The organism is Microbacterium sp. M4A5_1d (genome assembly GCF_053345465.1).
Window position 1 is genome coordinate 659,925 of record NZ_JBKFAD010000003.1, and the last position, 26,530, is coordinate 686,454.

At 71.5% G+C, this 26,530-nt stretch carries 21 protein-coding genes; 9 read left to right on the forward strand and 12 right to left on the reverse strand.

The genetic code is table 11. The annotated features are described in order from the left end of the window. Window positions 1–24 precede the first annotated feature (24 nt). Genes purH through ACLBWJ_RS15010 form a run of 3 tightly spaced genes read right to left on the reverse strand, consistent with a single transcriptional unit; the run spans window position 25 to window position 3,574 of the window. Complete coding sequence (purH, locus tag ACLBWJ_RS15000) at window positions 25–1,629, reverse strand: bifunctional phosphoribosylaminoimidazolecarboxamide formyltransferase/IMP cyclohydrolase (RefSeq protein WP_112617475.1); 1,605 nt, start codon at window positions 1,627–1,629, stop codon at window positions 25–27. A 39-nt stretch (window positions 1,630–1,668) separates the two neighbouring features. Continuing rightward, complete coding sequence (gene purN, locus ACLBWJ_RS15005) at window positions 1,669–2,283, reverse strand: phosphoribosylglycinamide formyltransferase (protein WP_354449960.1); 615 nt, start codon at window positions 2,281–2,283, stop codon at window positions 1,669–1,671. A 4-nt stretch (window positions 2,284–2,287) separates the two neighbouring features. Next, complete coding sequence (locus ACLBWJ_RS15010) at window positions 2,288–3,574, reverse strand: cell division protein PerM (RefSeq protein WP_447660646.1); 1,287 nt, start codon at window positions 3,572–3,574, stop codon at window positions 2,288–2,290. A 79-nt stretch (window positions 3,575–3,653) separates the two neighbouring features. On the opposite strand from ACLBWJ_RS15010, the gene ACLBWJ_RS15015 reads away from it, so the two are divergent. Next, complete coding sequence (locus tag ACLBWJ_RS15015) at window positions 3,654–5,090, forward strand: NCS2 family permease (protein WP_269267966.1); 1,437 nt, start codon at window positions 3,654–3,656, stop codon at window positions 5,088–5,090. A 93-nt stretch (window positions 5,091–5,183) separates the two neighbouring features. Here ACLBWJ_RS15015 and sucD read toward each other — a convergent pair whose 3' ends face one another. The 4 genes from sucD to ACLBWJ_RS15035 form a co-directional block, all read right to left on the reverse strand. Further along, complete coding sequence (gene sucD / locus ACLBWJ_RS15020; protein WP_447660647.1) at window positions 5,184–6,086, reverse strand: succinate--CoA ligase subunit alpha; 903 nt, start codon at window positions 6,084–6,086, stop codon at window positions 5,184–5,186. 27 nt (window positions 6,087–6,113) lie between these two features. Further along, the gene (gene sucC / locus ACLBWJ_RS15025; RefSeq protein ID WP_269267968.1) at window positions 6,114–7,280 is read right to left on the reverse strand and encodes an ADP-forming succinate--CoA ligase subunit beta; all 1,167 of its coding nucleotides are present in this window, start codon (window positions 7,278–7,280) and stop codon (window positions 6,114–6,116) included. 133 nt (window positions 7,281–7,413) lie between these two features. Next, complete coding sequence (locus tag ACLBWJ_RS15030; RefSeq protein ID WP_274178975.1) at window positions 7,414–8,016, reverse strand: response regulator transcription factor; 603 nt, start codon at window positions 8,014–8,016, stop codon at window positions 7,414–7,416. Then, window positions 8,013–9,257: a sensor histidine kinase gene (locus tag ACLBWJ_RS15035; protein ID WP_274178976.1), complete on the reverse strand. Its 1,245-nt coding sequence runs from the start codon at window positions 9,255–9,257 to the stop codon at window positions 8,013–8,015. Before ACLBWJ_RS15035 ends, ACLBWJ_RS15030 begins: the two co-directional genes overlap by 4 nt. A gap of 112 nt (window positions 9,258–9,369) precedes the next feature. Here ACLBWJ_RS15035 and ACLBWJ_RS15040 point away from each other — a divergent pair, with 112 nt between their 5' ends. Next, entirely contained in the window at window positions 9,370–9,870 is a 501-nt protein-coding gene (locus tag ACLBWJ_RS15040; RefSeq protein ID WP_274178977.1) for a small multidrug efflux protein, read from the forward strand. A gap of 62 nt (window positions 9,871–9,932) precedes the next feature. Then, on the forward strand, window positions 9,933–11,627 hold the full coding sequence (locus tag ACLBWJ_RS15045) for a long-chain-fatty-acid--CoA ligase (RefSeq protein WP_447660648.1): 1,695 nt from the start codon (window positions 9,933–9,935) through the stop codon (window positions 11,625–11,627). Between the two features lie 9 nt (window positions 11,628–11,636). Here ACLBWJ_RS15045 and ACLBWJ_RS15050 read toward each other — a convergent pair whose 3' ends face one another. Then, a complete protein-coding gene (locus ACLBWJ_RS15050; RefSeq protein WP_323986479.1) occupies window positions 11,637–13,157 on the reverse strand; it encodes an FAD-dependent oxidoreductase in 1,521 nt (506 codons plus the stop codon). Window positions 13,158–13,218: 61 nt separating this feature from the next. On the opposite strand from ACLBWJ_RS15050, the gene ACLBWJ_RS15055 reads away from it, so the two are divergent. Together ACLBWJ_RS15055 and ACLBWJ_RS15060 are read left to right on the forward strand one after the other, a co-directional pair. Then, a complete protein-coding gene (locus tag ACLBWJ_RS15055; protein ID WP_447660649.1) occupies window positions 13,219–13,884 on the forward strand; it encodes a TetR/AcrR family transcriptional regulator in 666 nt (221 codons plus the stop codon). A gap of 46 nt (window positions 13,885–13,930) precedes the next feature. Next, window positions 13,931–15,178 (forward strand): acyl-CoA dehydrogenase family protein, encoded by a 1,248-nt coding sequence (locus tag ACLBWJ_RS15060; protein WP_447660650.1) that lies wholly within the window; start codon window positions 13,931–13,933, stop codon window positions 15,176–15,178. An 18-nt stretch (window positions 15,179–15,196) separates the two neighbouring features. Here ACLBWJ_RS15060 and ACLBWJ_RS15065 read toward each other — a convergent pair whose 3' ends face one another. Together ACLBWJ_RS15065 and ACLBWJ_RS15070 are read right to left on the reverse strand one after the other, a co-directional pair. Beyond that, a complete protein-coding gene (locus tag ACLBWJ_RS15065; RefSeq protein ID WP_404568828.1) occupies window positions 15,197–16,177 on the reverse strand; it encodes a COG1470 family protein in 981 nt (326 codons plus the stop codon). 74 nt (window positions 16,178–16,251) lie between these two features. Continuing rightward, window positions 16,252–18,123 (reverse strand): alkaline phosphatase, encoded by a 1,872-nt coding sequence (locus ACLBWJ_RS15070; protein ID WP_404568829.1) that lies wholly within the window; start codon window positions 18,121–18,123, stop codon window positions 16,252–16,254. Between the two features lie 219 nt (window positions 18,124–18,342). On the opposite strand from ACLBWJ_RS15070, the gene ACLBWJ_RS15075 reads away from it, so the two are divergent. The 4 genes from ACLBWJ_RS15075 (at window position 18,343) to ACLBWJ_RS15090 (ending at window position 24,175) form a co-directional block, all read left to right on the forward strand. Then, entirely contained in the window at window positions 18,343–19,500 is a 1,158-nt protein-coding gene (locus ACLBWJ_RS15075; protein ID WP_447660670.1) for an AI-2E family transporter, read from the forward strand. 9 nt (window positions 19,501–19,509) lie between these two features. Beyond that, on the forward strand, window positions 19,510–20,553 hold the full coding sequence (locus ACLBWJ_RS15080) for an ATP-dependent DNA ligase (RefSeq protein ID WP_112617487.1): 1,044 nt from the start codon (window positions 19,510–19,512) through the stop codon (window positions 20,551–20,553). Between the two features lie 143 nt (window positions 20,554–20,696). Further along, window positions 20,697–22,796 (forward strand): phosphatase PAP2 family protein, encoded by a 2,100-nt coding sequence (locus tag ACLBWJ_RS15085; protein ID WP_274178984.1) that lies wholly within the window; start codon window positions 20,697–20,699, stop codon window positions 22,794–22,796. Between the two features lie 80 nt (window positions 22,797–22,876). Continuing rightward, window positions 22,877–24,175, forward strand: a complete 1,299-nt coding sequence (locus ACLBWJ_RS15090; protein WP_274178985.1) for a threonine/serine exporter family protein — start codon at window positions 22,877–22,879, stop codon at window positions 24,173–24,175. 15 nt (window positions 24,176–24,190) lie between these two features. Here ACLBWJ_RS15090 and ligD read toward each other — a convergent pair whose 3' ends face one another. Together ligD and ACLBWJ_RS15100 are read right to left on the reverse strand one after the other, a co-directional pair. Continuing rightward, on the reverse strand, window positions 24,191–25,222 hold the full coding sequence (gene ligD / locus ACLBWJ_RS15095; protein ID WP_447660651.1) for a non-homologous end-joining DNA ligase: 1,032 nt from the start codon (window positions 25,220–25,222) through the stop codon (window positions 24,191–24,193). A 186-nt stretch (window positions 25,223–25,408) separates the two neighbouring features. Next, entirely contained in the window at window positions 25,409–26,491 is a 1,083-nt protein-coding gene (locus ACLBWJ_RS15100) for an SseB family protein (RefSeq protein WP_274178987.1), read from the reverse strand. Between the last annotated feature and the right edge of the window lie 39 nt (window positions 26,492–26,530).

Genomic DNA, 26,530 nt, shown 5'->3' on the forward strand with positions numbered 1-26,530 from the left:
TGACTCGGCCGGCCCCGCTCGGCGTCAGTGGAAGAAGTGGCGCTCGCCCGTGAAGAACATCGTCACGCCCGCGGCCTGGGCCGCATCGATGACCTCCTGGTCGCGCACCGAACCGCCGGGCTGGATGATCGTCTTGATCCCCGCGTCGATGAGGACCTGCGGGCCGTCGGCGAAGGGGAAGAAGGCATCGGATGCCGCGACCGAGCCGGCCGCCCGCTCTCCGGCGCGCTCGACGGCGAGGCGGCACGAGTCCACGCGGTTGACCTGTCCCATGCCGATGCCGACCGTCGCAGACCCCTGAGCGAGCACGATGGCGTTCGACTTGACGGCACGGCACGCCTTCCACGCGAAGATCATCCCCTCGAGCTCGGAGGGGTCGGGACGCTCCCCCGACACCAGCTGCCAGTCCGTGGCGACCGACTCGATGTCATCGGGGAAGCGGTCGGCGTCCTGCAGCAGCAGCCCGCCCGAGACGAGCCGGACGTCCATGCGCTCCTGACGCCAGTCGGCGGGGAGCCGCAGCACGCGGAGATTCTTCTTCAGCTTGAACACCTCGAGCGCGGCGGGCTCGAAGTCGGGAGCGACGATCACCTCGGTGAAGATGTCGCGCAGGTTCTCGGCCATCTTGAGCGTGACGGTCCGGTTGGCGGCGATCACCCCGCCGAATGCGGACACGGGGTCGCACTCGTGCGCGCGCAAGTGCGCGGATGCGATGGGGTCGAGCGCCTGCGGTGCGGTGACGGCGATGCCGCACGGGTTCGCGTGCTTGATGATCGCGACGGCGGGCTTGACCATGTCGAACGCGGCGCGCAGTGCGGCATCCGCGTCGACGTAGTTGTTGTACGACATCTCCTTGCCCTGCAGCTGCTCGGCCTGAGCGATGCCGTGGCCTCCCGCGCGCGTGTAGATGGCGGCGCGCTGATGCGAGTTCTCTCCGTAGCGCAACGTGGCCAGACGCTCGGCGCGGATCGTGAGGTGCTGCGGCAGCTCGTCGCCCTCGAGGGTCGACTCGGCGAACCACGTCGCGACGGCCCGGTCGTACTCCGCCGTGTGCGCGAAAGCGCGGGCAGCCAGGTCGCGGCGCTGCGCGAGGCTCGTGCCGCCGGCGGAGACCGACTCGATGATGGCCGGGTACGACGAGGGCGAGACGACGATCGCGACGTTGGCGAAGTTCTTCGCCGACGCGCGCACCATCGCGGGCCCGCCGATGTCGATCTGCTCGACGACGTCGTCGGGCGCAGCGCCCGAGGCCACCGTCTCGACGAAGGGGTACAGGTTCACGACGACGAGGTCGAACGCCGAGATGCCGAGCTCTCCGAGCTGGGCCTCATGGCTCTCGAGTCGCAGGTCGGCGAGAAGACCGGCGTGAACGCCCGGGTGCAGCGTCTTCACTCGCCCGTCGAGCGACTCCGGGAACCCGGTGACCTCGGCGACATCGGTCACGGTCAGGCCCGCATCGCGGAGCAGCGCGGCCGATCCACCGGTTGAGACGATCTCGACACCGGCATCGGCGAGAGCCTGTGCGAGCGGCAGAAGATCGGTCTTGTCGCTCACCGAGATGAGCGCTCGGCGGACGGCGACGAGGTCGCGCGCGCGGTAGAGGGCGGGGTCGTGGCTCGGTCCGGCCATGGCGGTTCTCCTCGGGTGCGGTGTGGGGCCTGCGGTGCGTCAGGCGGTCGGAGCGGTCGGGTTCGGGGATGCGGGCGCGGCGAGGTCGATCTCGCCGGTGGCGATGCGCCGCACGACGTCGATGAGCAGTCGGCGTTCGACGGGCTTGATGCGCTCGTGCAGCGACGACTCGTCGTCGGAGGGGAGCACGGGCACGCGCTCCTGGGCCAGGATCGGCCCGGTGTCGACGCCCGCATCGACGACGATGACGCTTGCCCCCGTCAGCTCGGCACCGGCTGCGAGCGCATCGCGTACGCCGTGAGCGCCCGGGAACTCGGGCAGATACGCCGGGTGGGTGTTGATGATGCGGGGCGACCACGCGTCGACGACCGCGGCAGGCAGCAGTCGCATCAGCCCGCTGAGCACGATGAGGTCGGGGGCCCAGGCCGCCAGCTGGCGAGCGAGCTCGTCACCCCACTCCTCACGCGTCGCGTACTCGCGGAACGGGACCGCGAAGGTCGGGATGTTGTACGCGTCGGCATGAGCGAGACCGTCGGCGGGCCGGTCGGCTCCGACGACCACCACGCGGGCGGGGAAGTCGGGCTCGGCCGCGGCGTCCAGGAGGGCCCGCAGGTTCGACCCGCCACCGGAGATGAGGACCGCGACCGTCAGCACCGTCCTACTCTACCCACGCCTTTCCGGCGGTCTGAGCCGGGTGTTCGGCATCGGCTGCCGAGGGGGCGTCGCGCCCGGGTTCGCGATGCGATGACCGCGGGCCGAGGAGGGCGATCGCGGCACCGATGCCGACCTCAACCGCGAAGGCGAGGCCGACGGCGCCCGCGGACGGGCCGATCTGGTCGAGCCGGTCAGGACCGAACGCGCCGGATGCCGACATCGACAGCACCGCGACGGCGAGACCGCCTCCGACCGCCAGGATCGCGGCGGCGATGAGCCGGGGCGCGACGGGCTCGGCGGCGAGAGCGGATGCCGGCGCCGGAAGCCTGCGCCGTGCCGCCGCCCCGGCGACGAATCCCACCGCGACGAACAGCAGCGCCGCGAGCAGCAGCATCGGCGGCGTCGCCGGCGGGACGGCTCCCAGCACGGGGATACCGGGGATCACACCCAGCTGCGTGCCGGAGGCGGCGACCGTCGAGCCGGCGCCGAGCGAGAACCCGGGGCCGGCCGCGAACGCGCCGCCCCACACGAAGAAGGTCGGCAGGTACGCCGCCTGGCCGATGGTGATGACCGTCGCGCCGATCGCGTCGACGTTGGCCGCCTGGAAGAGCGCCACGATGTCGCCGCCGCGGACGAGCATGGCGACGCCGACGAGGAGGGCACCGACCGCGACGAAGCCGAGAACGGCGATCGCGAGGCCGCGAGCCCCCGCCGATACCGCGGCGGCATGACCGCTGCGGTCGAGCCGCACGAAGAGCGAATCGACGGGGCCGTCGTCGCCGTCGCGCCACGCGCGGGTCACGGAGCCGACCAGGGCCGGCACCGCGAAGACGGCGGTGGGCAGCAGGACGGCCTGCCAGGTCTCGACGACGGCGTACGGAGTCGAGGCTGTCGCGGCGAGGATGGCCGAAACGACGGCGACGGTCGATGCCCCCGTGAGCACGCCCGTGAACCCAGCTCCCGCGCCGGCAGCGCGCGATCCCGACCGCGCGGCGAAAAGCGCGATGAGCAGCGCCACGGCGAGGGGCGCGAGCGAGAGCGAGAACGACATCGCGTCGGCGCCGATACCGGTTCCCACCGTGTACTCCTGCGGCAGCGTCACCTGCAGCGGCACCAGGTTCCCGAACTGCCAGAGGCGCACCGACGCGGGCCAGAGCGACGACCAGTCGGCTCCACCACCGAAAGCGACGGCCCAGAGGACGGTCAGCGGCGCCAGGGCCGCGGCAACGCCGACGGCCACCGCGACGAGGGCGTCGAAGGCGGAGAGGAGGGCGACGAGCAGGCGATTCATGCCTGATCGACCCTACCCAGCGAGCCTGTGCGTGTCGGGCGGACGCGCGCGGGGCGCTACCGTCTTCTCGGAGGATTTTGTGAACACTACGCAATCGCGCGCGCCCCAGGGTGCCATCGACCGCTTCTTCGACATCAGCCGACGCGGCTCGACGATCGGCACGGAGGTCCGCGGCGGCCTCGTGACCTTCGTCACGATGGCCTACATCGTGATCCTGAACCCGATCATCCTGTCGGGCAAGCCGGATGTCGCGGGGACCACCCTCGACTTCGCGGCGGTCAGTGCCGCGACCGCTCTGACCGCGGGTGTCATGACCATCCTGTTCGGTCTCATCACGCGTCTGCCCTTCGCCTTCGCCGCCGGCCTGGGCATCAACGCCTTCGTCGCGTTCGGGGTCGTCGGCGAGGTCACGTGGGCAGAGGCGATGGCGCTCGTCATGATCAACGGCGTCATCATCGTGCTGCTGGCGGCCACCGGCCTGCGCAAGCTCATCTTCGACGCGGTGCCCGTGCAGCTGAAGCTCGCGATCACGGTGGCCATCGGCCTGTTCATCGCGTTCATCGGCTTCGTCAACTCCGGGTTCGTGACCTCGACCGGACAGGCCTCTCCCCCGGTCGGTCTCGGCGTCGGCGGGTCCGTCGCGTCGGTGCCGACCCTGATGTTCGTCATCACCCTCCTGCTGACCGGCATCCTCGTCGCTCGCAAGGTCAAGGGCGGCATGCTCATCGGCATCGTCACGGGCACGGTCCTGTCGATCGTCGTCGAGGCGATCTGGCACCTCGGCGCGGCCACCGAGAACCCCGGCGGGTGGGGACTGACCGTCCCGGCCCTCTCCGGCTCGCCCGTCAGCGTCCCCGACCTGAGCCTCATCGGCGCAGTCGACTTCGGGTTCGACCTCGGCAAGGTGAGCATCGTGACCCTCGTCATGCTCGTCTTCACCCTCGTCTTCTCCAACTTCTTCGACGCGATGGGCACCATGACCGGACTCGCGAAGGAGGCGAACCTCGCCGACGCGAAGGGCGACTTCCCGCGCATCAAGTCGGCGCTGATCGTCGAGGGCGTCGGTGCGATCGCGGGTGGCGCGACGAGCTCGTCGTCGGCCACGGTCTTCGTCGAGTCCGGCTCGGGCATCGGCGAGGGCGCGCGCACGGGCCTCGCCAACGTCGTGACGGGCCTCGTCTTCCTGCTGGCGATGTTCTTCACGCCGCTGACCTCGATCGTGCCCACCGAGGTCGCCGCGGCGGCACTGGTCATCGTCGGAGCCATGATGCTGTCGCAGATCGCGCACATCGACCTGACCGACTTCCGCGTCCTGCTGCCGGTGTTCCTCACGGCGACCGTCATGCCGCTCACCTACTCGATCGCCAACGGCATCGGTGCGGGCTTCATCTCGTGGGTGCTCGTCAACGCTCTCTCGGGCCGCGTCAAGCAGATCAGCCCGCTGCTGTGGGTCGTCGCCGGCGGATTCGTGATCTTCTTCGCCCGCGGGCCCCTCGAGGCGCTCCTCGGAGTCTGACCCGACCGCGGCACGCCGCCGCCGGGCGCAGCTCCGGAGAACAGCGAAGGGGCGGATGCCGCAGCATCCGCCCCTTCGTCGTATCCCGAAGCGTCAGAGCTTCTCGATGATCTCCCGCATGAGCGCGGCGGTCTCGGAAGGCGTCTTGCCGACCTTGACTCCGGCGGCCTCGAGGGCCTCCTTCTTCGCCTGCGCCGTGCCCGCGGAGCCGGAGACGATGGCGCCGGCGTGGCCCATGGTCTTGCCCTCGGGCGCGGTGAAGCCCGCGACATAGCCGACGACCGGCTTGGAGACGTGCGCCTTGATGTACTCGGCCGCGCGCTCTTCGGCGTCGCCGCCGATCTCGCCGATCATGACGATGGCCTTCGTCTCGGGGTCGGCTTCGAACGCCGCGAGGGCGTCGATGTGCGTGGTGCCGATGATCGGGTCGCCGCCGATGCCGATGGCGGTCGAGAAGCCGAGGTCGCGCAGCTCGAACATCATCTGGTAGGTCAGGGTGCCCGACTTCGACACGAGACCGATCGGGCCCTTGCCCGTGATGTTCGCCGGCGTGATGCCCGCGAGAGCCTCGCCGGGCGTGATGATGCCGGGGCAGTTCGGCCCGATGATGCGGGTCTTGTTGCCCTTCGACTTCACGTAGGCCCAGGCCTCGGCCGACTCGCCGACGGGCACGCCCTCGGTGATGACGACGAGGAGGGGGATCTCGGCGTCGATGGCCTCGACCATGGCGTCCTTGGTGAACGCGGGCGGCACGAACGCGACCGAGACGTCGGCGCCGGTCTTCTCGATCGCCTCGGCGACCGATCCGAACACGGGCAGCTCGACGGCGTTTCCGTCGGCATCGGTGTGCGAGACGGTGGTGCCGGCCTTGCGGGCGTTGACGCCGCCGACGATGTTGGTGCCCGCCTTGAGCATCAGCGCGGTGTGCTTGGTGCCCTCACCGCCCGTGATGCCCTGGACGATGACCTTGGAGTCCTTGTTGAGGTAGATAGACATGTCGTTGGTCCTTTTCGCGTCCGGAGCTCAGGCGTTCGCCAGCTCGGCGGCCTTGTCGGCGCCCTCGTCCATACCGGCGGCGAGGGTCACGAGCGGGTGGTTCGCGTCGGCGAGGATCGCGCGGCCCTCGTCGACCTGGTTGCCGTCGAGACGCACGACGAGCGGCTTGGTCGCCGAGTCGCCCAGGATCTCGAGGGCCTTGACGATGCCCTCCGCGACGGCGACGCACGACGTGATGCCGCCGAAGACGTTGACGAAGACGCTCTTGACCTGCTCGTCGCCGAGGATGACGTCGAGACCCGAGGCCATGACCTGGGCGTTCGCGCCGCCGCCGATGTCGAGGAAGTTCGCGGGCTTGACGCCGCCGTGCTTCTCGCCGGCGTAGGCGACGACGTCGAGGGTCGACATGACCAGACCCGCACCGTTGCCGATGACCCCGACCTGACCATCGAGCTTGACGTAGTTCAGGCCCGATTCCTTGGCCTTGGCCTCGAGCGGGTCTGCGGCGCCCTTGTCCTCGAGCTCCTCGTGCTCGGGGTGGCGCACTTCGCTGGCGTTCTCGTCGAGCGAGACCTTGCCGTCGAGGGCGACGATGTCACCGGCGCCCGTGCGGACGAGCGGGTTCACCTCGACGAGGGTCGCGCCCTCGCCCTTATAGACGTCGTAGAGCTTGACGAACACGTCCGAGACCTTCTCGACGAGGTCGTCGGGGAAGTTCGCGGCCCGGGCGATCTCGACCGCCTTGTCCTTGTCGATGCCCTGCAGCGGGTCGACCTCGATGCGCGCGAGCGCCTCGGGACGCTCGACGGCGAGCTCCTCGATCTCCATGCCGCCCTCGACCGAGCACAGGCTCAGGTACGAGCGGTTGGCGCGGTCGAGCAGCACCGAGAAGTAGAACTCCTCGGCGATGTCGGCGCCCTGCGCGATCATGACGCGCTGGACCACGTGGCCCTTGATGTCGAGGCCCAGGATGGCCTCGGCTGCGGCGTATGCCTCGTCGGGGGTCTTGGCGACCTTGACGCCGCCGGCCTTGCCGCGACCTCCGGTCTTGACCTGAGCCTTGACGACGACGACACCGCCGATCTTCTCGGCCGCCGCCTTCGCCTCCTCAGGGGTGTCGGCGATGATGCCGGCGAGCACCGGCACCTCGTACTTCTCGAACAGGTCTCGGGCCTGGTACTCGTAAAGGTCCACTGCAATCCTTCGCTGGGCGACGGTGGGTGATGGGCGTGAAGAATCTCGATGTCGAGAGATCGCCCGATCGGAAAGCCTACTACCCGCGCCTGACGGCCCCGTGCCCGCGCCCCGCCGAACGGAGGGGGCTGTGTCAGATCCAGCCGCGCTCGCGCGCCATGATCGCCGCCTGCTGCCGGGTGGCGAGATGGAGCTTGCCCAGCACCGACGAGACGTGGTTGCGGACCGTGCCCGCCGACAGATGCAGCGTCGCCGCGATCTCGGCGATCGTCTCGCCTCGGGCGCCTGCCCGCAGCACGTCGAGTTCCCGATCGGTGAGGGGGCTCCGCTCGTCACTGAGGGCGTCGGCGGCGATCTCGGGGTCGACGTAGCGTCGCCCCGCAGCGACCTCGCGGATGACGGCGGCGACGTCGTCGGCGCGGCGGGATTTCGGCACGAAGCCGTCGACGCCGGCGCTCAGCGCGCGCCGCAGCACACCCGGCCGCGCGTGCCGGGTGACGACGACGCAGCGCGCCGGAACCCGCTGCCGGATGCGGGCCGCCGCCTCGACCCCGTCGATGCCGGGCATCTCGAGGTCGAGCAGGCAGACGTCGGGACGCAGCTCCAGCGCCTGTTCGACCGCGCTCTCGCCGTCGCGGCATTCGGCGATCACCTCGAGGTCGTCCTCGAGCCGGAGCAGCGCGGCGAGGGCCGAACGGATCATGTCCTCGTCGTCGGCGATGAGCACCCGGATCACCGCGGCATCCCCTCGCCCGCTTGCTCCCGCCTCGCGGCGGCCGCGGGGGCTTCCGCGGGTACCGAGACGACGACCTCGAAGCGGTCGTGCTCGCGGCGGGTCCGCAGATCGCCGCCGGCCACCCCGACCCGGTGCGAGATGCCCGCGAGGCCCGAACCAGCGCCGAGCGACGACGTCGGGCCCGGGTCGTTGGCGAAGACGACACGCCAGAATCCGCCGTCGCGATCGAGCCGCACCTCCGCCCATCGCCCACCGCCGTGCTTGAGCACGTTCGTCGTGCACTCCCGGACCACCGGCCCCAGGAGGTCAGCGGGGGCGAGGACGGCGTCGGCGGCCACGTCCGACCGCACCGCGAGTCCGGCCGCGCGCAGCAGATCGGCGGCGTTGGCCAGCTCATCGGGCAGGGGCACGCCGCGGAAGCGTCCGGCGAGCTCTCGGGTGCCCGTTCGCGCCGCGTCGACGGAGGCGCGGGCCAGGCGGATCTGTTCCCCCGCGGCATCCGGATCCCGGGCGAGCATCCGCTCGGCGAGCTCCAGCTGCAGCGCGATCACCTGCAGGTGGTGCCCCTGCAGGTCGTGCAGCTCCCCCGCCAGGCGCAGCCGCTCCTGCGTCGCGGCGAGGCGCGACTCGGTCGCACGCGCACGATCGAGCTCGAGCACCACGTCCCAGGACCACAGCGACAGAGCGATGGATGCCGGCAGAGCGACACCGAAGACGAGGAGAGCGAATGTCAGCGAGCCCGCACCCTCGAGACGGGCACGCTCGGCGAACCAGAGCGCCACGAGCGCCGCCTCCACCAGGATCACTCCACGCCATCGGATGCCGGGCCCCCAGCGCACCAGGCACAGGATCGTCGCCAGGACCGAGGCGCCGAACAGCACCGACACGGTCGCCGCGCCGAGCAGCACCGATCCACCCACACCCAGCAGAACCGGCCACGACAGGAAGCGGCGCAGGCGAGGCGGGCGATCGGCCTCCCCCACATCGCCGTCGGTGCGGTATCGAACGAGCAGCACGACCGTCGAGACCAGGACGGCGATCGAGCCGACCGCGTACCCGACGATCACTGCCGGATCCTCCAAGCGGGTGCGGACCAGCAGCGCCCAGAGGCTCCAGATGCCGAGCGCCGAGATCATGAAGAAGACGATGGACACGGCGATGTACCACGAGGTGGCCACGACCTCGCGGGCGAGCGTCGTGCTGCGCGGCGCGGCTGCCGGGCGAGGGTCGCGGTCGTTCACGAGGCCCACAGTACGGCCATGACGTTTGTCACGGTCCGGGTCGCGGAACCTCCCGGACTCCGGTGACGCCCCGGCACTCCCGTGAGCGTCGGGCCGCCGCTGGGATGGATCCATGACCAATCCCTTCGCAGACCTCATCCTCGGCTTCCAGGACCTCGTGGCCCGGATGCCCGACATCCTTCAGCCCGTCATCGTCGCCCTCGCGGGCGCTGTGCCCTTCATCGAGGGCGAAGGCGCCGCGGGCATCGGCATCATCGGCGGCATCCACCCCGTCGTCGCCGCGCTGGCCGGCACCATCGGCAACTTCGTCTGCGTCGCGGTCGTCGTGCTCGTGGCCGCTCGTGTCCGCACGGCCGTGACGACGCGCGGCGGGGCACCCGAGAAGCCGAAGTCGGCCCGAAGCGAGAAGTTCCAGAAGGCGTACCACCGCTACGGCACCCCGGGCGTGAGCCTGCTCGGTCCGCTTCTGCTGCCCACGCAGTTCACCGCCGCCGCCCTGACCGCCACCGGAGTGCCCCCGCGCACCGTCCTGCTCTGGCAGGGAGCGGCGATCGTGATGTGGACGACGATCATCACGCTGTTCATCACCGGAGTGCTCTACGTCGCCACCTGACGCGCACGCAACCCCCAGGCCGTATTCAGCGGCGGGCATGCCGCGGAATGCAGGATGGGGACATGACCGCCCTCGAGTCCCGCCCGTGGCTGTCGGCCTACGCCGACGGCGTCCCCGCCGAGATCGACGAGGTGACGCAGACCCTGCCGGAGATGCTCGCCGCGACCGTCGAACGGCACGGCAACCGGACCGCTCTGGAGTTCTTCGGCGCCACCATGACGTATCGCGAGCTCGGCGCGAACGTCGACCGGGCCGCCGAGGGGCTGCGCCGGCTCGGGGTGACCGCGGGCGACCGGGTGGCGATCGTGCTGCCCAACTGCCCGCAGCACGTCGTCGCGTTCTACGCGGCGCTGCGCCTCGGCGCGATCGTCGTCGAGCACAACCCGCTCTACACGGCCCGCGAGCTGCGCCACCAGTTCGAGGACCACGGCGCGCGCTTCGCCATCGTGTGGGACAAGACCGTCGACACCATCGCCGACTTCCCGACCGATCTGCGCGTCGAGCGCATCATCAGCGTCGACGTCACCGAGGCGCTCCCCCGCGGCAAGCGGATGCTGCTCCGACTGCCGATCGCGAAAGCACGGGAGTCGCGCGCCCAGCTGACCGCGAAGCCGCGGACCAAGGATGCACTGCCCTGGTCGAAGCTCGTCGACCACCGCCCCCTGTCGCGTCGTGTGGCGGGACCGACCCTCGACGACACGGCGTTGCTGCAGTACACCAGCGGCACGACCGGCATCCCCAAGGGCGCCGTCCTGAGCCACCGCAACCTGCGGGCCAACGCGATGCAGGGGCGCGCGTGGGTTCCCGGGCTCGTCGAGGGCGAGGAGACGTTCTACGGCGTCCTGCCGCTCTTCCACGCCTACGGCATGACGCTCTGCCTGACCTTCGCGATGAGCATCGGAGCGAAGCTCGTGCTCTTTCCGAAGTTCGACGTCGGCCTCATGGCGGATGCCGCGAAGAAGAGCCCGCCGACGTTCCTCCCCGCCGTGCCGCCGATCTACGACCAGCTCGCCCGCGCAGCATCCCGCGGCACCATCGACCTCTCGCGCGTGCGGTTCGCGATCTCGGGAGCGATGAGCCTGCCGGTCGCCACCGTCCGCCGCTGGGAGGACACCACGGGCGGGCTCCTCGTCGAGGGCTACGGCATGACCGAGTCCTCCCCCGTCGCGCTCGGCAATCCCATGGGTCCCTCGCGCCGCCCCGGCACGGTGGGGGTGCCGTTCCCGAGCACGGACATCCGCATCGTCGACCCCGACGACCCGTCGGTCGACCGCGAACCGGGCGAGGAGGGCGAGCTGCTCCTGCGCGGTCCCCAGGTGTTCTCGGGCTACTGGCGCCGCCCCGCCGAGACCGCCGACGCGCTGCTGCCCGGCGGCTGGCTGCGCACCGGAGACATCGCCGTCGTCTCGCCCGACGGTTTCGTCACGATCGTCGACCGGCTCAAGGAGCTGATCATCACCGGCGGGTTCAACGTCTCGCCCAGCGAGGTCGAAGACACCCTGCACGCGCACCCCGACGTGGAGGCGGCGGCCGTCGTCGCGGCTCCCCGCTCATCCGGTGGCGAGGAGGTGGTGGCCGCGGTCGTGTTGCGCGAGGGCGCTTCGCTGGACGTCGAGGGGCTCCGCGACTTCTGCCGGACGCGTCTGGCCGCGTACAAGGTCCCGCGCCGCATCGTCGCGGTCGACGACCTGCCCCGGTCGCTCATCGGCAAGGTGCTGCGACGTCAGGTGCGCGAACAGCTGCTCGCGCGGGACTGACCTCTCGGGTCAGCGCAGACGTCGCAGGCCCGTCGAGGCGGGACCCTCGATGCGCTCGCCGTCGGGGGTGAAGCGCGACGCGTGCAGCGGGCAGTCCCACGTGCACTCGAGGTCGTTCCACTCGAGCACACCGCCCATGTGCGGGCAGATCGCGCTGACCGCCCGCGTCTGACCGTCGACCGTCGAGACGCCCACCGGCCGGGCGTGGTGCTGCGCGACGGTCCCTTCGCCTTCCGCAGGCTGCGCGACCGGGGTGGACCGGGCCAGCGCCGCGGTCCAGCCCTGCGCGGCGACGGCTCCGACCTTCGCGTTCTCGGAGACCCCGCGCGCCAGGTCTGCGGGCACCGTCAATCGCGTTCCGATGACCGTCATCCAGGTCGGCCGCTCGCGCATCTTCTCGCCGCGCAGTTCGCTGGCGATCCGCAGGGCCGCTGCCGGCGCGTTCGTGAGCCCCCACTTGGCGTAGCCGGTCGCGAAGCGCACGCGACCGAGCGAGCGCGGCATCGAGCCGATGAACGGCACGAGGTTGTGCGAGGTGTAGTCCTGCGCCGACCAGCGGTGGGTCTCCGCGCCCACCGGGAACGTGTCCCGGGCCCACGCGATGAGCTCGTCGAGTTTCGCGAGCTCGCTGTCGGTCCGGCCGACCGGGTGTCCGGCGCCGCCGACGATGAGCTGCGGTGACCGCTCCGGGCCGGCACCGTCGGCGGCCGTCGCGGTGCGCACCGACCGGGTGGGGCTGTCGGCCGACAGGTACATGCCGTCGGGCACCTCGCCCTCGAGGTCGAACGACACGCACGCCGACCGCATCCCGCTCACCTTGGCGAAGTAGAGCCCCCGATCGGTGATGGGGGCACCCGTGGCGAGCACGATCTTCCCGGCGAACAGCGGGCCCGCCTCGGTGTCGACCCGCGGCCTCGGCACGACCCGCACCCGGCTCACCGCCGTGCCCAGGTGGAGCCGACCTCCGGCCGCGACGAACGCGGTCGCCAGTGCCGCCAACAGGCTCATGGGGTCGATCGCGCGCTGACCATCCAGAGCGACGGCGCTGGCCATGTGGACGGGACTGGCTGCGAGCTCGTCGGCGCCCGCGAGCCGCACGTCGAGGCCCGCCTCCCGGGCCGCCCGGTACTCCTCGGTCACGGCCGCCACGCCTTCGGCCCCCTGCGCATGCGTGTACGCGGTTCGGGTCGTGGTCGAGACCCCGAGCTCGTCCGCGGCGCGGGTGATCCACTCGAAGCCGTCGCGGTTCGCGTCGAGATAGGCCCGGACGAGGGATGCCGGGTGGTGCCGGCGGAGCGATGACAGCGTCGTGCCCTGCAGAAGCGAGATCTTGCCGGTGTTCGAGCCCGAGGCGAGCTCGCCGATGCCGCCGCGCTCGACGATCGCGACATCCATGCCGCTCCGGACCAGCTCGAGGGCGGTGGCGAGGCCGGTCAGCCCCGCGCCCACGATGATCACGTCGTGGCGTCGACCGGGTTCGAACGGCGTTCCGGCGGGCACGGTGACGTCGGACTTCCAGAGCGCGGTCATCTTCGCAGTCAACGCCGAGCGCCGGACGGCGGCAAGCGACTTGACACTAGGCTCGGTGCCCATGACCGAGGCCTCCCGCACCCCCGGCGACCCTCTGGTGGCCGCGGCCGTCGCGATGTTCGACGAGCAGGGGTACGAGCGCACCTCGGTCGACGACATCGCGCGGGCGGCGGGTCTGTCGCGGTCGACGTTCTTCCGGCAGTACGGCGGCAAGGACGATGTGGTCTTCGCCGACCACGACGTGGCGATCACGACGCTGCGCGAGCTGCTCGAGACGCCGCACGAGAGCCCCTGGCGGGCCGTGTGCGACGCCGCCCTCGCGGCCTTCGACCATTTCGCCGCCGATGTCGAGCTGGCGCGACGCCGGTATCGCGTGGTGCGGGGTGTCCCGGCGCTGCGCGAGCGCGAGATCGTCATGGTCTTCCGTTACGAGCGGCTCTTCGGCGACCACCTGCGCGAACGCCTGCCCGACCTCGATGCCGCTGAGGCCGTCGCCTTCAGCGCTGCCGTGACCGCGGTGCACAACCATGTCCTGCGCCGCCTCCTGCGCGGCGACGACGCCGTCACGCGAGCCACGGTGGAAGCCGCGCTGGACGACCTGCTGCATCGCTTCGGCGTGCACCCCGACGGTCAGGCGCCCGCCGCCGACGACGTCGTGGTGGCCGTCTTCCCCCGCCGCATGCCGCTCGCCGAGGTCACCCGCCGTCTCCGCGCCGATCTCTCCTGAGTGCAACCGGTGACACTCAGTGCCATTCGGGGCGATACTGGATGTCATGTGCGATGAAGCCGACCGTGATCTCGACGCGCTCCCCGGCGAGCGCGTCGCCTCGTATGTCCTGACGGGACGCCGCGACACCGACTACTACGGCGTCTTCGCCGACGTCGACGACGAGGACCGGGCCGCCTGGAACCGCGCCCGCGCCTTCGTCGACGAGGTGGGCGACCGGATGCAGCAGGCCTGGGACTCCGCGATCTACCCGCTCGACCTCGTCCGGCGGATGGGTGAGCTCGATCTCTTCGTCGACGGCATCGAGCATGCGGACCTGACGCGCATCACACCGCTCGGGGCGGGCTTGGTGACGATGGAGATCTCACGCGGCGACGGCTCGCTCGGCACGGCGCACGCGGTGCAGGGCGGGCTCGCGCTGCGCACCCTCGCGCTGTTCGGCTCGCCCGCCCAGCAGGAACGCTGGCTGCGCCCCCTCGCGACGGGCGAGGTGCTGGGCAGCTTCGCCCTCACCGAGCCCGACCACGGCTCCGACTCGGTCTCGCTCGAGACCGTCGCCCGCCGCGAGGGCGACGAGTGGGTGCTCCGCGGCGCCAAGAAGTGGATCGGCAACGGCGCCTCGGGCGGCATCACGTTCGTGTGGGCACGCGTCGACGATGAGGGCGATGATCTGCACGGCTCGGTGCGCTGCTTCCTGGTCGAGCAGGACCGCCCGGGCTACACCGGCACCGTCATCGCGGGCAAGGCTTCACTGCGCGGCATCCACCAGGCTCACGTGGCCCTGCGCGACGTGCGGGTTCCGGCCGACGCGGTGCTGGAGGGCACGAGGTCGTTCCGGGATGCCTCGACCGTCCTCTACGCCACCCGTTCGGGGGTCGCGTGGTCGGCGCTCGGCCACGCGACCGCCTGCTACGAGGCTGCGGTCACCTATGCCGGGGAGCGCATCCAGTTCGGGCGGCCGCTCGCCCGCTCGCAGATGGTGCAGGAGCGCCTCGCGCAGATGCTCGACGAGCTCACCGCGATGCAGCTCTACTGCCGCCGCCTCGCCGACCTCGAGACCGCCGGCGGCCTGCGCCCGACCCAGGCCTCCCTGGCGAAGTACCACAACACCCGCGCCGCACGGCGGATCGCCCAGGTCGCGCGCGACCTGCTCGGCGGCAACGGCATCCTGCTCGAGAACGGGGTCATGCAGCACATGGCCGACATCGAGGCGATCCACACCTACGAGGGGACCGAGAGCGTGCAAGCGCTGTTGCTCGGCCGCGACATCACCGGCGTCGGCGCGTTCACCTGATCCGCGGTGGGCGGCGGCTCAGCGCGCGCGCCGGCGCAACACGATGACCGCCACGAGCGCGATGATTCCCGCGCCCAGCGCGACGACCGCGATCGACGACCAGGGCACGGCCGGCGTCGAGAACCCCGAGGATGCCGCTTCGGGCAGCGGCACGCGATCGTCGCCGAGCGAGATCGGGGTCACCGCGACCTCGCCGGCGGCGAAGAACAGCGGCGTAATCGGCAGCTCGATGCGCTGCGTCGCCGATCCGCCGGGCAGCACCTCGAGCGCTTCACCGGCACCCCTGCCCGGCATGAGCCCCAGCGGCCCCGCGGCCTCGGCGGCGGCGCTCGCCCCGAACCGGACGTTGCCGGTATTGGTCACCTGATACTCGACCGTCAGGGTCCCGGGCGCGAACGGAATCCACGACGGTGTGAAGCTCGCCGTGGCGGCGTCGATCCGCAGCGCGGGGGCGATCTCGCCGGCAACCTGCAGGTGCACGCGCACGCCGACGCGGTGCGTCACCGTCACACCCGTCTCGTCGGTGCTGAGTCCGACGACGATCCCCGCGGGATGATCGCCCGGCGTCGCGTCCGCCGGAACGGTGATCGTCACCGGCAGCACCCGAGTCTCGCCCGCCGCCAGGGCCAGCGACCCGCCGTCGAGCCCGCCGACATCGATCCACGCGCCGCCCGCCTCCGGCTCATCGGTGCGGACGTCGTAAGCACCGTCGGTGCCGACGAGCCCGTCACCGGCGGAGACGGCGAAGACGGCGGGTTCGGCGGAGTGGTTGGTGACCGCGACGGCGTCGGTGATCGCGGCGCCCGGGTCGATGGTGTGCCGCAGCGACACCCGGCCGTCGGGTCCCGCAGCGTCGGCGGGGACGACCCCCCACTCGATCGCGGGGGACTCCGGCGCGGCAGCCGATGCCGGGACGACGGTGAGCGAAGCGGACGCCGTGAGCGCGACGAGGACGCCGGTCGCCAGCAGCACGGCACGGACGAGAGGAATGCGGGGCATGGTGTCTCCGGTGAGCGTGGGCGGGGACGGGCGGGAGCCCGCCCCCGCCGATGGGGGTGTGCTGCGCGGGACGCTCAGTCCTGCGCGAACAGGGTGAGCGTGATCTCGCTGCCGTACCGACCGCCCGCTGCCTCGGCGGGGATCGACAGGTCGAGATCAGCGCCCACGACCGTCGCGCCCAGGCGCGAGGTGCGGTCCGCAGCCGCCAGAGTCGCGGGAGCCTCGAGGGTCGCGCGCCCGCCCGCGGCGGCGCCCGACTCCGACCGGATCACGCGCGGCGTCCAGGCGAGGTTCTCCGCCGCGAGCGTGCGGTTGCCCGCGACGAAATCGGTCGCGGAGCCCGCGAGCGTCCAACCGCGTCCCTGAGCGCGGACCTCATTGCGCGTATCGGCGACCGTCACGAGCGGCAGAGTGGCGTCGAGCCCCTCCCCCGAACCGCTGAACGACACCCGCTCGCCGTGGCCGGCGACGCTCAGGCTCAGGGCCCCCTCCGCCTGACGCCCCGCGACCGTGGCCTCGAGCGCCACCGCATCCGCCGAGCTGCGCTCGCCGTGTCCGAGGAAGTCGAAGATCGTCTCGCCGATCGCGGTGTTGTCGAGATAGGCGCCGCGGACGACGTCCCACTGATCGGCGCGCGCCTCGAGCACCTCGGCCCCGGCGCCCTTGGCGAAGAGCGGAACGAGCGCGTTGGTGTGTCCACCCGAGTGCCAGGTGAGGTCCGGCAGCTGACCCGCCGTTCCCGTCATCGGCGTCCATCCGGCCTCGGGACCGGCGCCCGCACCCGCGAGGTAGCCGGTCTCGTGGTCTGCGGTGACGACGACGAGCGTCTCGTCCCAGCTGCTGTTCTCCTCGACCCACGCCTCGACGGCCTCGACGGCGTCGTTGAAGGCGATCTGCTCCTCGATCAGGCGCGTGGTCTGGTTCGCGTGGCCGGCCCAGTCGACCGCCCCGCCCTCGACCATGAGGAAGAAGCCCTCGTCGCCCGTGTCGAGCACGTTGAGCGCGCCGCGAGCGAGCGTGTCCAGGTCGGGGACGTCGTTCGCGGGATCGGTGTACGGCAGCACGGCATCGTTGGCGAGACCGGGACGGTTGTACTGCAGCGTCTCGGCCACCTGCGCGAGGCCGAACACCTTCTCGGGGACGGCGGTGCCTGCGGCGAGAGCTTCGAAGTCGGCTCTGTCGTCGATGAAGCTGTAGGGCGTGGCGCCCGTCGACACCCGCTCGTAGTCGTTCTGCGCGATCCAGGTCCAGTCGGCCGCACGCGACTGGTGTCCGTCGGTGTACATCGGGTGTCCGCCGCCCATGAGGACGTCCACGCCGCTGTCGATCATCTCCGCCGCCAGGCCCTGGTAGTCGTTGCGGTCGGCGTTATGGGCGATGAAGCCCGCGGGGGTGGCGTGGTTGAAGGGCACGGAGGTGACGAGCCCGACCTTCTTGCCGACCTCCTGCGCCTGCTCGCCGACGGTGAGCAGGCGGTCCCCGCCCGGCTCGAAGCCGAGGGTCCCGTTGTTCGTCTTCACACCGGTTCCGAGCGCCGTGCCCGCTGCCGCGGAGTCGGTGGCGCCCGAAGCGACCCAGTCGAAGTCCCCCCAGGCCTTCTCGGTGACGTACTCCGCCCGACCCGAGGCCGAGTAGTGCGACTGGGCGACCTGAACGGGCCAGGTCTCGTAGGCCTGACCGGGCGTGGCCGCCTCGTGCGCGATCGCGCCGGTCGCGGGATCGACGGTGACCTGGTGCGCGCTCGTTCCGTGCTCGTAGAGGCTCGCGGCGTCGAACTGGTTGTAGCCCGCGCCGTCCGAGATCATCAGGATGACGTTCTTCGGAAGGGATGCCGGGTCGGCCTCGGTCGCGCCCGCGGCGATGGCGGGTGCCGACGCGAGGGCGAGGCCGGTGACGATGCTCGTCGCCGTCAATGTGCAGGCGCGCGTGTGCGCTCTCCGTTGCATGGAGATCCTCTTTCGTATCTGGGGGGAGGTGCGAAAGCCGCCGCGTGCGGGCGGCCCTTCAACGGTGGTCGGCGCAGGTGTCCACCCGCCGACACCTGAGCGACGGGTCGGTGAACGGGAGGAGCCGCGGACGTGACCGCCGTCGCCGCTGCCCTGCCCCGCGAGCGCCTCGAGCGCAACCCCGCGTCAGGGGCGTCGCGGTCCGCTAGCGTCGTCGTCATGAGCCTGTTCCGACGGAGACCGCGGCCCGAGATCGTGCTGGCGGATGCCATCGACTGCGACGCCGAGCGACCTCCCGCAGGCCTGTGGGCCGACGGCTTCGGGCGGCTGGCCATCCGCGGAGTGCAGATCATCGTCCTGGTGATCCTCGCGATCGGCGTCGTCTACGTGCTGCGCCAGGTGTCGGTCGTCGCGATCCCCCTGATCCTCGCGCTCATCTTCGCGTGCGCGTTCGCGCCGGCCATGAGCTGGATGCGTCGTCACGGGGTGCCGTCGCTGCTGGCGACGATCATCACCCTGCTCACGATCGTGCTGCTGCTCAGCGGCCTCTCGTGGCTCATCGTGTGGGCCGTCCGCGACCAGTGGGACGACCTGTACTCCCAGGCCGAGGAAGGATTCCAGCAGCTCGTCGCGTGGGCGCAGACCCTTCCCTTCTCGATCGATCAGAAGCAGATCGACGAGTGGCTGGGCGCCCTCGGCGACTTCGTCACCAGCGCTCAGTTCGGCTCGGGCGCCATCGCCGGCGTGAGCGCGGTCGCGACCTTCATCACCGGCGCGGTGCTGATGGTGGTGATCCTGTTCTTCTTCCTCAAGGACGGCCCGCGCATGTGGGAGTTCCTGCTGCGCCCGTTCCGCGGGGCGAACGAGCAGCGGGCTCGCCGTATCGGCGACAAGACGGTCGTGGTGCTCGGCTCCTACATCCGCGGCACCGCCGCCGTCGCCTTCGTCGACGCGGTCGGCATCTTCATCGCGCTGCTCGCCCTCCAGGTTCCGCTCGCCATCCCCCTGGCCGTGCTCGTCTTCCTCCTGGCCTTCATCCCGATCGTCGGTGCGACGCTCGCCGGCATCCTGGCCGCGCTCGTCGCACTCGTCGCGAACGGCCCGCTCAACGCGGTCCTCGTCGTCGGTGCCGTCGTGCTCGTCAACCAGCTCGAGGGCAACTTCCTGCAGCCGGTCCTCATGGGCCGCACGATGAAGCTGCACTCGTTCGTCGTGCTCGTCGCTCTGACCGCCGGCACCGCGATCGGCGGCATCCTGGGCACCCTGCTCGCCGTGCCCATCACCGCCGTCGTCTGGGGGATCGTGCAGGTGTGGGACGGGCCGAACCTGCCCGCCCGCTGGGCCCGACCGAAGCCGCGCGAGCAGCTGCGCGCCTGAGGAACCGCGATGACCTACGACATCCCCGCGCCGATGCTGGCCAAAGCGGTGCCCGCCATTCCGGATGCCGGGCCCCGCGGCGCGGGGCTGTCGTTCGAGCCGAAGTGGGACGGGTTCCGCGCGATCGTCTCCTGGGACGGCGAGAGGGTCGAGATCGGAAGCCGCGGTTCGAAGCCGCTCACCCGGTACTTCCCCGAGCTCGTCGACGCCTTCTCGAGGCTGCTCCCCGAGCCGTGCCTCATCGACGGTGAGATCGTCGTGGCCACCGACACCGGTGCCGGCCGGCGGCTGCAGTGGGAGGCTCTGTCCCAGCGGATCCACCCCGCTGCCTCGCGCGTGGCGCTGCTGAGCGAGCAGACACCTGCCATGTTCATCGCGTTCGATCTCCTGGCCCGCGGCGAGCGAGACCTGCAGGCCGAGCCCTTCTCGCGGCGGCGTGAGGAACTCGTCGAGCTGCTGCGCGACGTGCCCGATCCGATCCACGTGACGCGCGCGACCGACGACGTGCGCACCGCGCGTCGCTGGCTCGCGGAGTTCGAAGGCGCCGGCCTCGACGGCGTCGTCGCCAAGCCCGTGGATCAGCCCTACGCCCCGGGCAAGCGCACGATGCTCAAGATCAAGCATGCCCGCACGGCGGACGTCGTCGCGATCGGATACCGCATCCACAAGTCCGGCACCGGGGTCGGCTCACTGCTCGTCGGGCTGTACGGCGATGACGGCGAGCTGCACGGGGTCGGCGGGGTGTCCGCGTGGAGCGACAAGCGGCGCCGTGAGCTGATCGACGAGCTCGAGCCGCTGGTCGAGCGGGATGCCGCCGGGGCGGCGGTCACCGGCGAATCCGACCGCTCGCGCTTCGCATCGTCGAAGGATGTCTCATTCGTGAGGCTGCGACCCGAGCTCGTGCTCGAGGTGCGCTACGACCAGCTCGAGGGTCGGCGGTTCCGGCACACGGTCCAGTTCGAGCGCTGGCGCCACGACCGGGACGCCCGCTCGTGCACGTTCGACCAGCTCGAGACCGTCGCCGCCTACGACCTTGCCGACGTTCTGGACTGACGGCGGGCGAGGGGGCGACACCGGCCGTTCACGCCGCGGCCACCGATCGTTGCGCGCCGCTTCCTAGCGTGCGAGAGTCGCCCGCAACCCCCGCCCGCCCGGGCTGGGGGCGCGATTCTCCCCCCGCATCCGAAGGACGCTGCATGCACCTCGCTCCCTCTGCTTCCGATCCATCCCGGCGCCGCACGGGCATCCCCCTGGCCGTGGCGGCGCTCGCCGTCACGACCCTCGCTCTCGGCGTCGCCGCGCCCGCGAACGCGGCCGCCGGCGATCTGCTCGACGAGAACGCGATCGCACCGCACGCCGCTCCCTACGGCACGTTCGTCGACGTCTACACCGCGAACAGCTCCGCCAACACCACGCCCGAGACGAACCCCGCGATCGGTGTGCTCTCGGGAATGCTCGACCTCTGGCAGCCGGGAGCCACCTGGGACACCGGCCGGGCGACGGATGCCGGCGCGGCGGTGCTCGACGCCAACATCGCGCGCAACGTGGAGGTCGCGCGCACCCGTACCGCAGCGGACGAGACCGCCGCGTGGATCTTCGACCGCCGTCATCAGAGCTACAGCGCCATCGACGGACTCGGCCCGGCAGCCTCCGCGTTCCGCCAGGCGATGAATGCCGGCACCACGATCCCCGACGCCATCCCCGCCGACGCCACGACGGTGCGCTACGACGACGCCGGCAACGCGTCGGGCCGCTGGGCAGACCCGAACTCCGAGCTCGGCTCGGTCGTCGCGCTCGTCGACACGGTGCGCGGTCCCTCGGCCTCGTCGAACCCGTCGAAGAACTTCTTCAGCTACAAGCGACCCTTCCGCTGGGTGGACGACTCGATCATCGTCCCCGCGCTGATGCCGGTGCGAAAGCCCGACAGCGAGGCGGCGAGCGACGGCGGCTTTCCGAGCGGTCACACCAACGCCGCCTACCTCGCCTCGTTCGCCCTCGCCGACGCGGCGCCGCAGTACCAGGACCTCCTGATCGCGAACGCCGCCGAGATCGGCGACAGCCGCATCGTTGCCGGGATGCACTCCTCGCTCGACGTCATCGGCGGTCGCGTGCTGGCGACCGCCCTCGCCGCCGCAAGCCTGAACGATCCCGCGAACGCCGAGCTGCGCGCCGCCGCGTCGGCCGAGGCGCAGGGTCTGATCGACACGCTGCCCGCCCCGGCATCCACATCCACGCTCGACGATGCCGACTACGACGCGCTCGCGCAGCAGTACCGCGATCGCATGACCTACGGGCTGCCGAGCACGGGCATCGCCGGCCTGCCCGCACGCGTCCCGGCCGGCGCCGAAGTGCTGCTCGAGCACCGGCTGCCCTACCTCGACGCCGAGCAGCGCCGCTGGGTGCTCCACTCCACCGCCATCGACTCCGGCCACGCCGTGCTCGACGACCCCGAGGGCTGGGGACGACTCAACCTGTTCGAGGCGTCGAACGGCTACGGCGCCTTCGACACCGATGTCACGGTGACGATGGATGCCGGCTCCGGCGGCTTCGCCGCAGCCGACGAGTGGCGCAACGACATCGACGGTGCCGGGTCGCTGACGAAGGACGGCTCCGGCACCCTCGTCCTGTCGGGCGAGAACACCTACACCGGCGGCACCATCGTCGACGACGGCATCGTGCAGGCGACCTCCCCGACGGCCCTCGGCACGGGCGACCTCTCGGTCACCGGCGGATCGCTCGTCGAGGCGACCTCCGGGCTCGCCGTGGGCGGCGACTTCACGCAGGCGAAGGATGCCGCGCTCGAGCTGTCGGTCGAGAACGCAGCGCCGGCCCTCTCGATCGCGGGCACCGCCACGCTCGGAGGCACCCTGCGCGTCGACCTTCCCGCGGAGGCTCCGACCTCTCCCCTGCGGCTGATCGCGTACGGCGCGCGTGCCGCCGACACGACGTTCGACGCGGTGGAGCTCACCGGCGCCGGGGCGGGATTCGACGGCGCACTCGACTACCGTGCCGACGGGGTGTACCTCGTCGACGTCGCCGCTCCCGGGGAGACGCCCGGCACCCCGGCGCCCGGCATCCCGGCGCCCGGCGTTCCGATGCCCGGAGCTTCCGACACCGCTGCCGGAGGCGACTCCGCTGCGGCCATCGGAACGAGCGCGGCGCGGCCCACCACCGACCGCATCGCGCGGACCGGCGGCGAGGGCTCGCCGATCGGTCTCCTGATCGGCGGAGTCCTCCTGGTCTCCGCCGGAGGCGTCGTGCTGCTCTCGCGGCTCCGTCGCCTCGCGCGCCGCTGACAGCGCGGCGACCCGATCGACCCGATTGGTCCGGCCGATCCTCCCACCCGAGCAGCCTCCTCGGGTGGGAGGATCGAACCATGCGGGATGACCAGCGCGACGACGTCCCCGACGGCACCGCCGAACTGCACCTCGAGCCCCTGCGGTTCATCGCGCGGACGGATGCGGTCCTCCGCCTCGGCACGCTGATGCTCGGCGCGGGCGCTTCCTCGGCCCGTGTGCGCGACACGATGGACCGCACCGCTCACGGACTCGGCCTCGATCGCCTCGAGTCGCGCGTCGGGATGACCGACATCGTCATCACCGCGCAGCGGGGACAGCTCTTCCGCACGAGGGTGGCCGACGTGCGGCATCCGGTCGTCAACTCCGAGCGGATCGCCGAGGTCATGCACCTCTCCCATCGCGTCGCCGGCGGCGTCACCGCGGACGACCTGCAGCGCGAGCTCGACCGGATCGAACGGATGCCGCCGCGTTACCCGACCGCGGTGCGGGTGCTGGCCGCCGCGGCGGCCTGCACGGCCTTCGCGTTCCTCAACAACGGCGGATGGGCCGAGTGCCTGAGCGTGGCGCTGGCCGTCGCGCTCGGCCAGTACGTGCGCGTTCGCGGAGCCCGGCTGCAGGTCAACGAGTTCTTGCTGGTGTTCCTGTCGGCTTCGGCCGCGCTGCTCACCTTCCTGGGCGTCTCGCATCTGATCGAGCTGCTCGGTGCGCCCTCGCCGCAGTACGGCGCCGCGCTGACGAGCGCCGTGCTCTACCTGGTGCCCGGATTCCCCCTTGTCACGGGCGCGCTCGATCTCGCCCGCCTCGATCTCAACGCGGGAGTGAACCGCGTCGTGTACGCCTGCCTCGTGCTGCTCTCGACAGGGTGCGCCGTGTGGGCCGTGGCCGCCGTGTTCCAGACGAGTGCCGTCGCCATCGCCGCCCCGGAACTGGGCGAGCCGCTGCTGTCGCTGGGACGCCTCGTCGCGGGGTTCGTCGGCGTCATGGGCTTCGCGCTGCTGTTCTCGACGCCCTGGCGCATCGCTCTCGCGGCGGCGGCGATCGGCACGGTCGCCAACGTGGGCCGCCTCCTCATGATCGACCACGGCACGATGCAGCCGGTCGCGGCCGCCGCAGCCGGTGTCGCGGTCGGATTCGGAGCGTTCGCCGTGTCGCGCTTCGTCCGGGCGCCGCGCATCACCCTCACCGTGCCCGCCGTGCTGATCATGGTGCCGGGGGCCTCCGCCTACCGGGCCATCGTCGGGACCATCGAGAGCGACACCATCAGCGCGGTGCAGTACGGGGTGACGGCGGTGTTCGTCGTCGTCGCTCTGGCGGTGGGCCTCACCGTTGCGCGCGTGGTCACCGAGCGCGAATGGCAGCGACCCTCCGCACGGTGAGCGGCGCGATCCCGGCTAGTCGGCGCCGGGCTGTCGAGCACGGCTCGGCTGCACGCGCGGCGGCTCTCCCGGCATCTTGGGGAACTCCGGCGGGAAGGGCAGCTCGCCGAGACCGGCGTCGAGGTCGCGCTGCCACCACTCCAGCAGGGTGTCGATGCGGCCGGGGTCGGCCTGCAGCTCGGCCCAGGGATCGCCGATGTCCGCCAGCCGCTGCGGCACGGTGCGGACCGTGAACGAGGACGGTTCGACTCCGGCCTCGAGCTCCTCCCAGGTGATCGGGGTCGCCACCGTCGCCGCCGGCAGCGCCCGTGCGCTGTAGGCGCCCGCCATCGTGCGGTCGCGGTTCGCCTGGTTGAAGTCGACGAAGACGCGCTCGCCTCGCTCCTCCTTCCACCAGTTGGTGGTCACCCGGTCGGGCATCCGGCGTTCGAGCTCGCGCCCGGCGGCGATGACCGCGTGCCGCACATCGAGGAACTCGTGCGTCGGCTCGATCGGACAGAAGACGTGCAGGCCGCGATTGCCGCTCGTTTTGAGGAACGCCGTCAGGCCGGCCTCGGCGAGGACTTCACGCAGAGCCGGCGCGACGGATGCGGCATCCGCGAAGTCCGTGCCCGGCTGCGGGTCGAGGTCGATCCGCAGCTCGACCGGGTTGTCCGTGTCGGCGGCGAGCGAGGCCCACGGATGGAAGACGACCGTGTTCATCTGCACCGCCCACACGACGGCGGCGGTCTCGTTCAGCACGACCTGCCGATGCCGCCGCCCGCTGTTGTAGGTGCACACGACCTGATCGACGTAGCCCGGGGCGCCTTTCGGCGGATTCTTCGAGAAGAATCGCTCGCCGCCGATCGAGTCGGGGAAGCGCTCGAGCGAGACGGGCCGATGACCGTTCGCACGGAGGAACGGCTCGGAGACGGCGATCGCGTACTCGGCGTACTCGTGCTTGGTGATGCCGAGCTCGGGCCACAGCACGCGATTGGGGCTCGAGAGGCCGACCTCACGGTCGCCCTCGGGGCCGGGCACGGTCAGGGTGATGCGCTCGCTCGCCATGGCCCGACCCTAGGGCGTCGGGAACGGATGACGTAGCCCCTGGACAATCCCGTCGGCGAAATGCTCGGCGACGGAGCGAGCGGATTGATACACCTGCCGGACCGGCGGTGCTGGTGAGCCCTCGCACGCGGCGTGTGGGCTCACCTGCACCGGCGGCCCGACGGATGTATCAGCGCGACGGCGTCGTCAGGACGCCGGCGGCTCGGGGGCCGGCTCAGCCGGCGCGCCCGGAGCGGGCTCGGGGTCGGGCTCGTCGGCCCGCGCGAGGACGGGACCGAGGTCGGCGCGGTCGACATGGATCCAAGGCCCACCCGGGTCGACGATCACGCCGTTGAGCGCGGGGTTGGACTGGAGGGCACGCGCCAGCTGGGGCGCGGTCACCGGCACGGGGCGGTCGCCGCGCTGGAGCACGAGCACCTCGAGCGGGTGCGAGTAGACCTCGAGGCGCCGCTCGCCCGATACGGTGCGCGACTCGGCGAGACCGAGCTGGCCGCTGTCGCCCGCGGGACCCGCGGCCACCCACAACGGTGCCTGCGCGAGAGCCTCGCCGACCGCAGCCGCCGTCTCGGCGCTGCGCGGTCCGGCGAGCAGGTTCTTGATCGTGAAGGCGGGATCGCCCTCTTCGAACGCCTTCGTGATGAGCTGCACGGGCAGGACGATGCGCGATCCGGCGACCGCGTGATCGATGATGAGGCCCTCGTACGGACCCTCGATCGCGTTGCGGAACACGTTCGCGACGGGAAGCCCCAGCGCCGAGGTGTCGCGGTCGCCGTCGGCCTCGACGCTCGCCCGCAGCGATGCGCCGCCGGTGAAGGCGAGGAGGAAGCGGGCACCGTCGATCTGCGAGACCGCGAGCGTGATCGGCTTGCCTTCGGCCGTCAGGGCCCGCGCGTCTCCGCGCACGCGAACGTACATCGTGCCCTGCATGCTCTGACGCATGACGTTCATGACGTCGACGTTGCCGGGCTTCTCCGGCAGCGACGCCAGGGCCGCCTGCACGAGGGTGTTGTCGGGCATGCCCGTCACCGTCTCGGTGCGGGCGGGGGCCTCAGCCGGCGGGCGCGTGACCGTCCGCTCGGGCTGCGCCGGGGCTGCGGCCTGAGCGGGAGCACCGAAAGTCGACACCGAGATGCCCACGTGGGGCACCACCTCGGCAGGTGTCTCGGCGTCGGGGGTGACGGCGGAGTCGCCGTCGACGTCGGCAGCGACCTCGTCGGCGTTCGCGGGCTGGCTCGTGGTGTCTCGCGCGGAGCGCTTGAAGATCGCCATGTCCCCGAGCCTAACCCGCGCCCCCGCGCCGCGCGGGGG

What these genes read in the sequence shown, in the direction of transcription:
- purH (WP_112617475.1), bottom strand. Translation starts at nt 1,629, where the DNA reads ATGGCCGGACCGAGCCACGACCCCGCCCTCTACCGCGCGCGCGACCTC.
- ACLBWJ_RS15010 (WP_447660646.1), bottom strand. Translation starts at nt 3,574, where the DNA reads ATGAATCGCCTGCTCGTCGCCCTCCTCTCCGCCTTCGACGCCCTCGTC.
- sucD (WP_447660647.1), bottom strand. Translation starts at nt 6,086, where the DNA reads ATGTCTATCTACCTCAACAAGGACTCCAAGGTCATCGTCCAGGGCATC.
- ACLBWJ_RS15040 (WP_274178977.1), top strand. Translation starts at nt 9,370, where the DNA reads ATGACCAATCCCTTCGCAGACCTCATCCTCGGCTTCCAGGACCTCGTG.
- ACLBWJ_RS15045 (WP_447660648.1), top strand. Translation starts at nt 9,933, where the DNA reads ATGACCGCCCTCGAGTCCCGCCCGTGGCTGTCGGCCTACGCCGACGGC.
- ACLBWJ_RS15050 (WP_323986479.1), bottom strand. Translation starts at nt 13,157, where the DNA reads ATGACCGCGCTCTGGAAGTCCGACGTCACCGTGCCCGCCGGAACGCCG.
- ACLBWJ_RS15055 (WP_447660649.1), top strand. Translation starts at nt 13,219, where the DNA reads ATGACCGAGGCCTCCCGCACCCCCGGCGACCCTCTGGTGGCCGCGGCC.
- ACLBWJ_RS15060 (WP_447660650.1), top strand. Translation starts at nt 13,931, where the DNA reads ATGTGCGATGAAGCCGACCGTGATCTCGACGCGCTCCCCGGCGAGCGC.
- ACLBWJ_RS15065 (WP_404568828.1), bottom strand. Translation starts at nt 16,177, where the DNA reads ATGCCCCGCATTCCTCTCGTCCGTGCCGTGCTGCTGGCGACCGGCGTC.
- ACLBWJ_RS15070 (WP_404568829.1), bottom strand. Translation starts at nt 18,123, where the DNA reads ATGCAACGGAGAGCGCACACGCGCGCCTGCACATTGACGGCGACGAGC.
- ACLBWJ_RS15075 (WP_447660670.1), top strand. Translation starts at nt 18,343, where the DNA reads ATGAGCCTGTTCCGACGGAGACCGCGGCCCGAGATCGTGCTGGCGGAT.
- ACLBWJ_RS15080 (WP_112617487.1), top strand. Translation starts at nt 19,510, where the DNA reads ATGACCTACGACATCCCCGCGCCGATGCTGGCCAAAGCGGTGCCCGCC.
- ACLBWJ_RS15085 (WP_274178984.1), top strand. Translation starts at nt 20,697, where the DNA reads ATGCACCTCGCTCCCTCTGCTTCCGATCCATCCCGGCGCCGCACGGGC.
- ACLBWJ_RS15090 (WP_274178985.1), top strand. Translation starts at nt 22,877, where the DNA reads ATGCGGGATGACCAGCGCGACGACGTCCCCGACGGCACCGCCGAACTG.
- ligD (WP_447660651.1), bottom strand. Translation starts at nt 25,222, where the DNA reads ATGGCGAGCGAGCGCATCACCCTGACCGTGCCCGGCCCCGAGGGCGAC.
- ACLBWJ_RS15100 (WP_274178987.1), bottom strand. Translation starts at nt 26,491, where the DNA reads ATGGCGATCTTCAAGCGCTCCGCGCGAGACACCACGAGCCAGCCCGCG.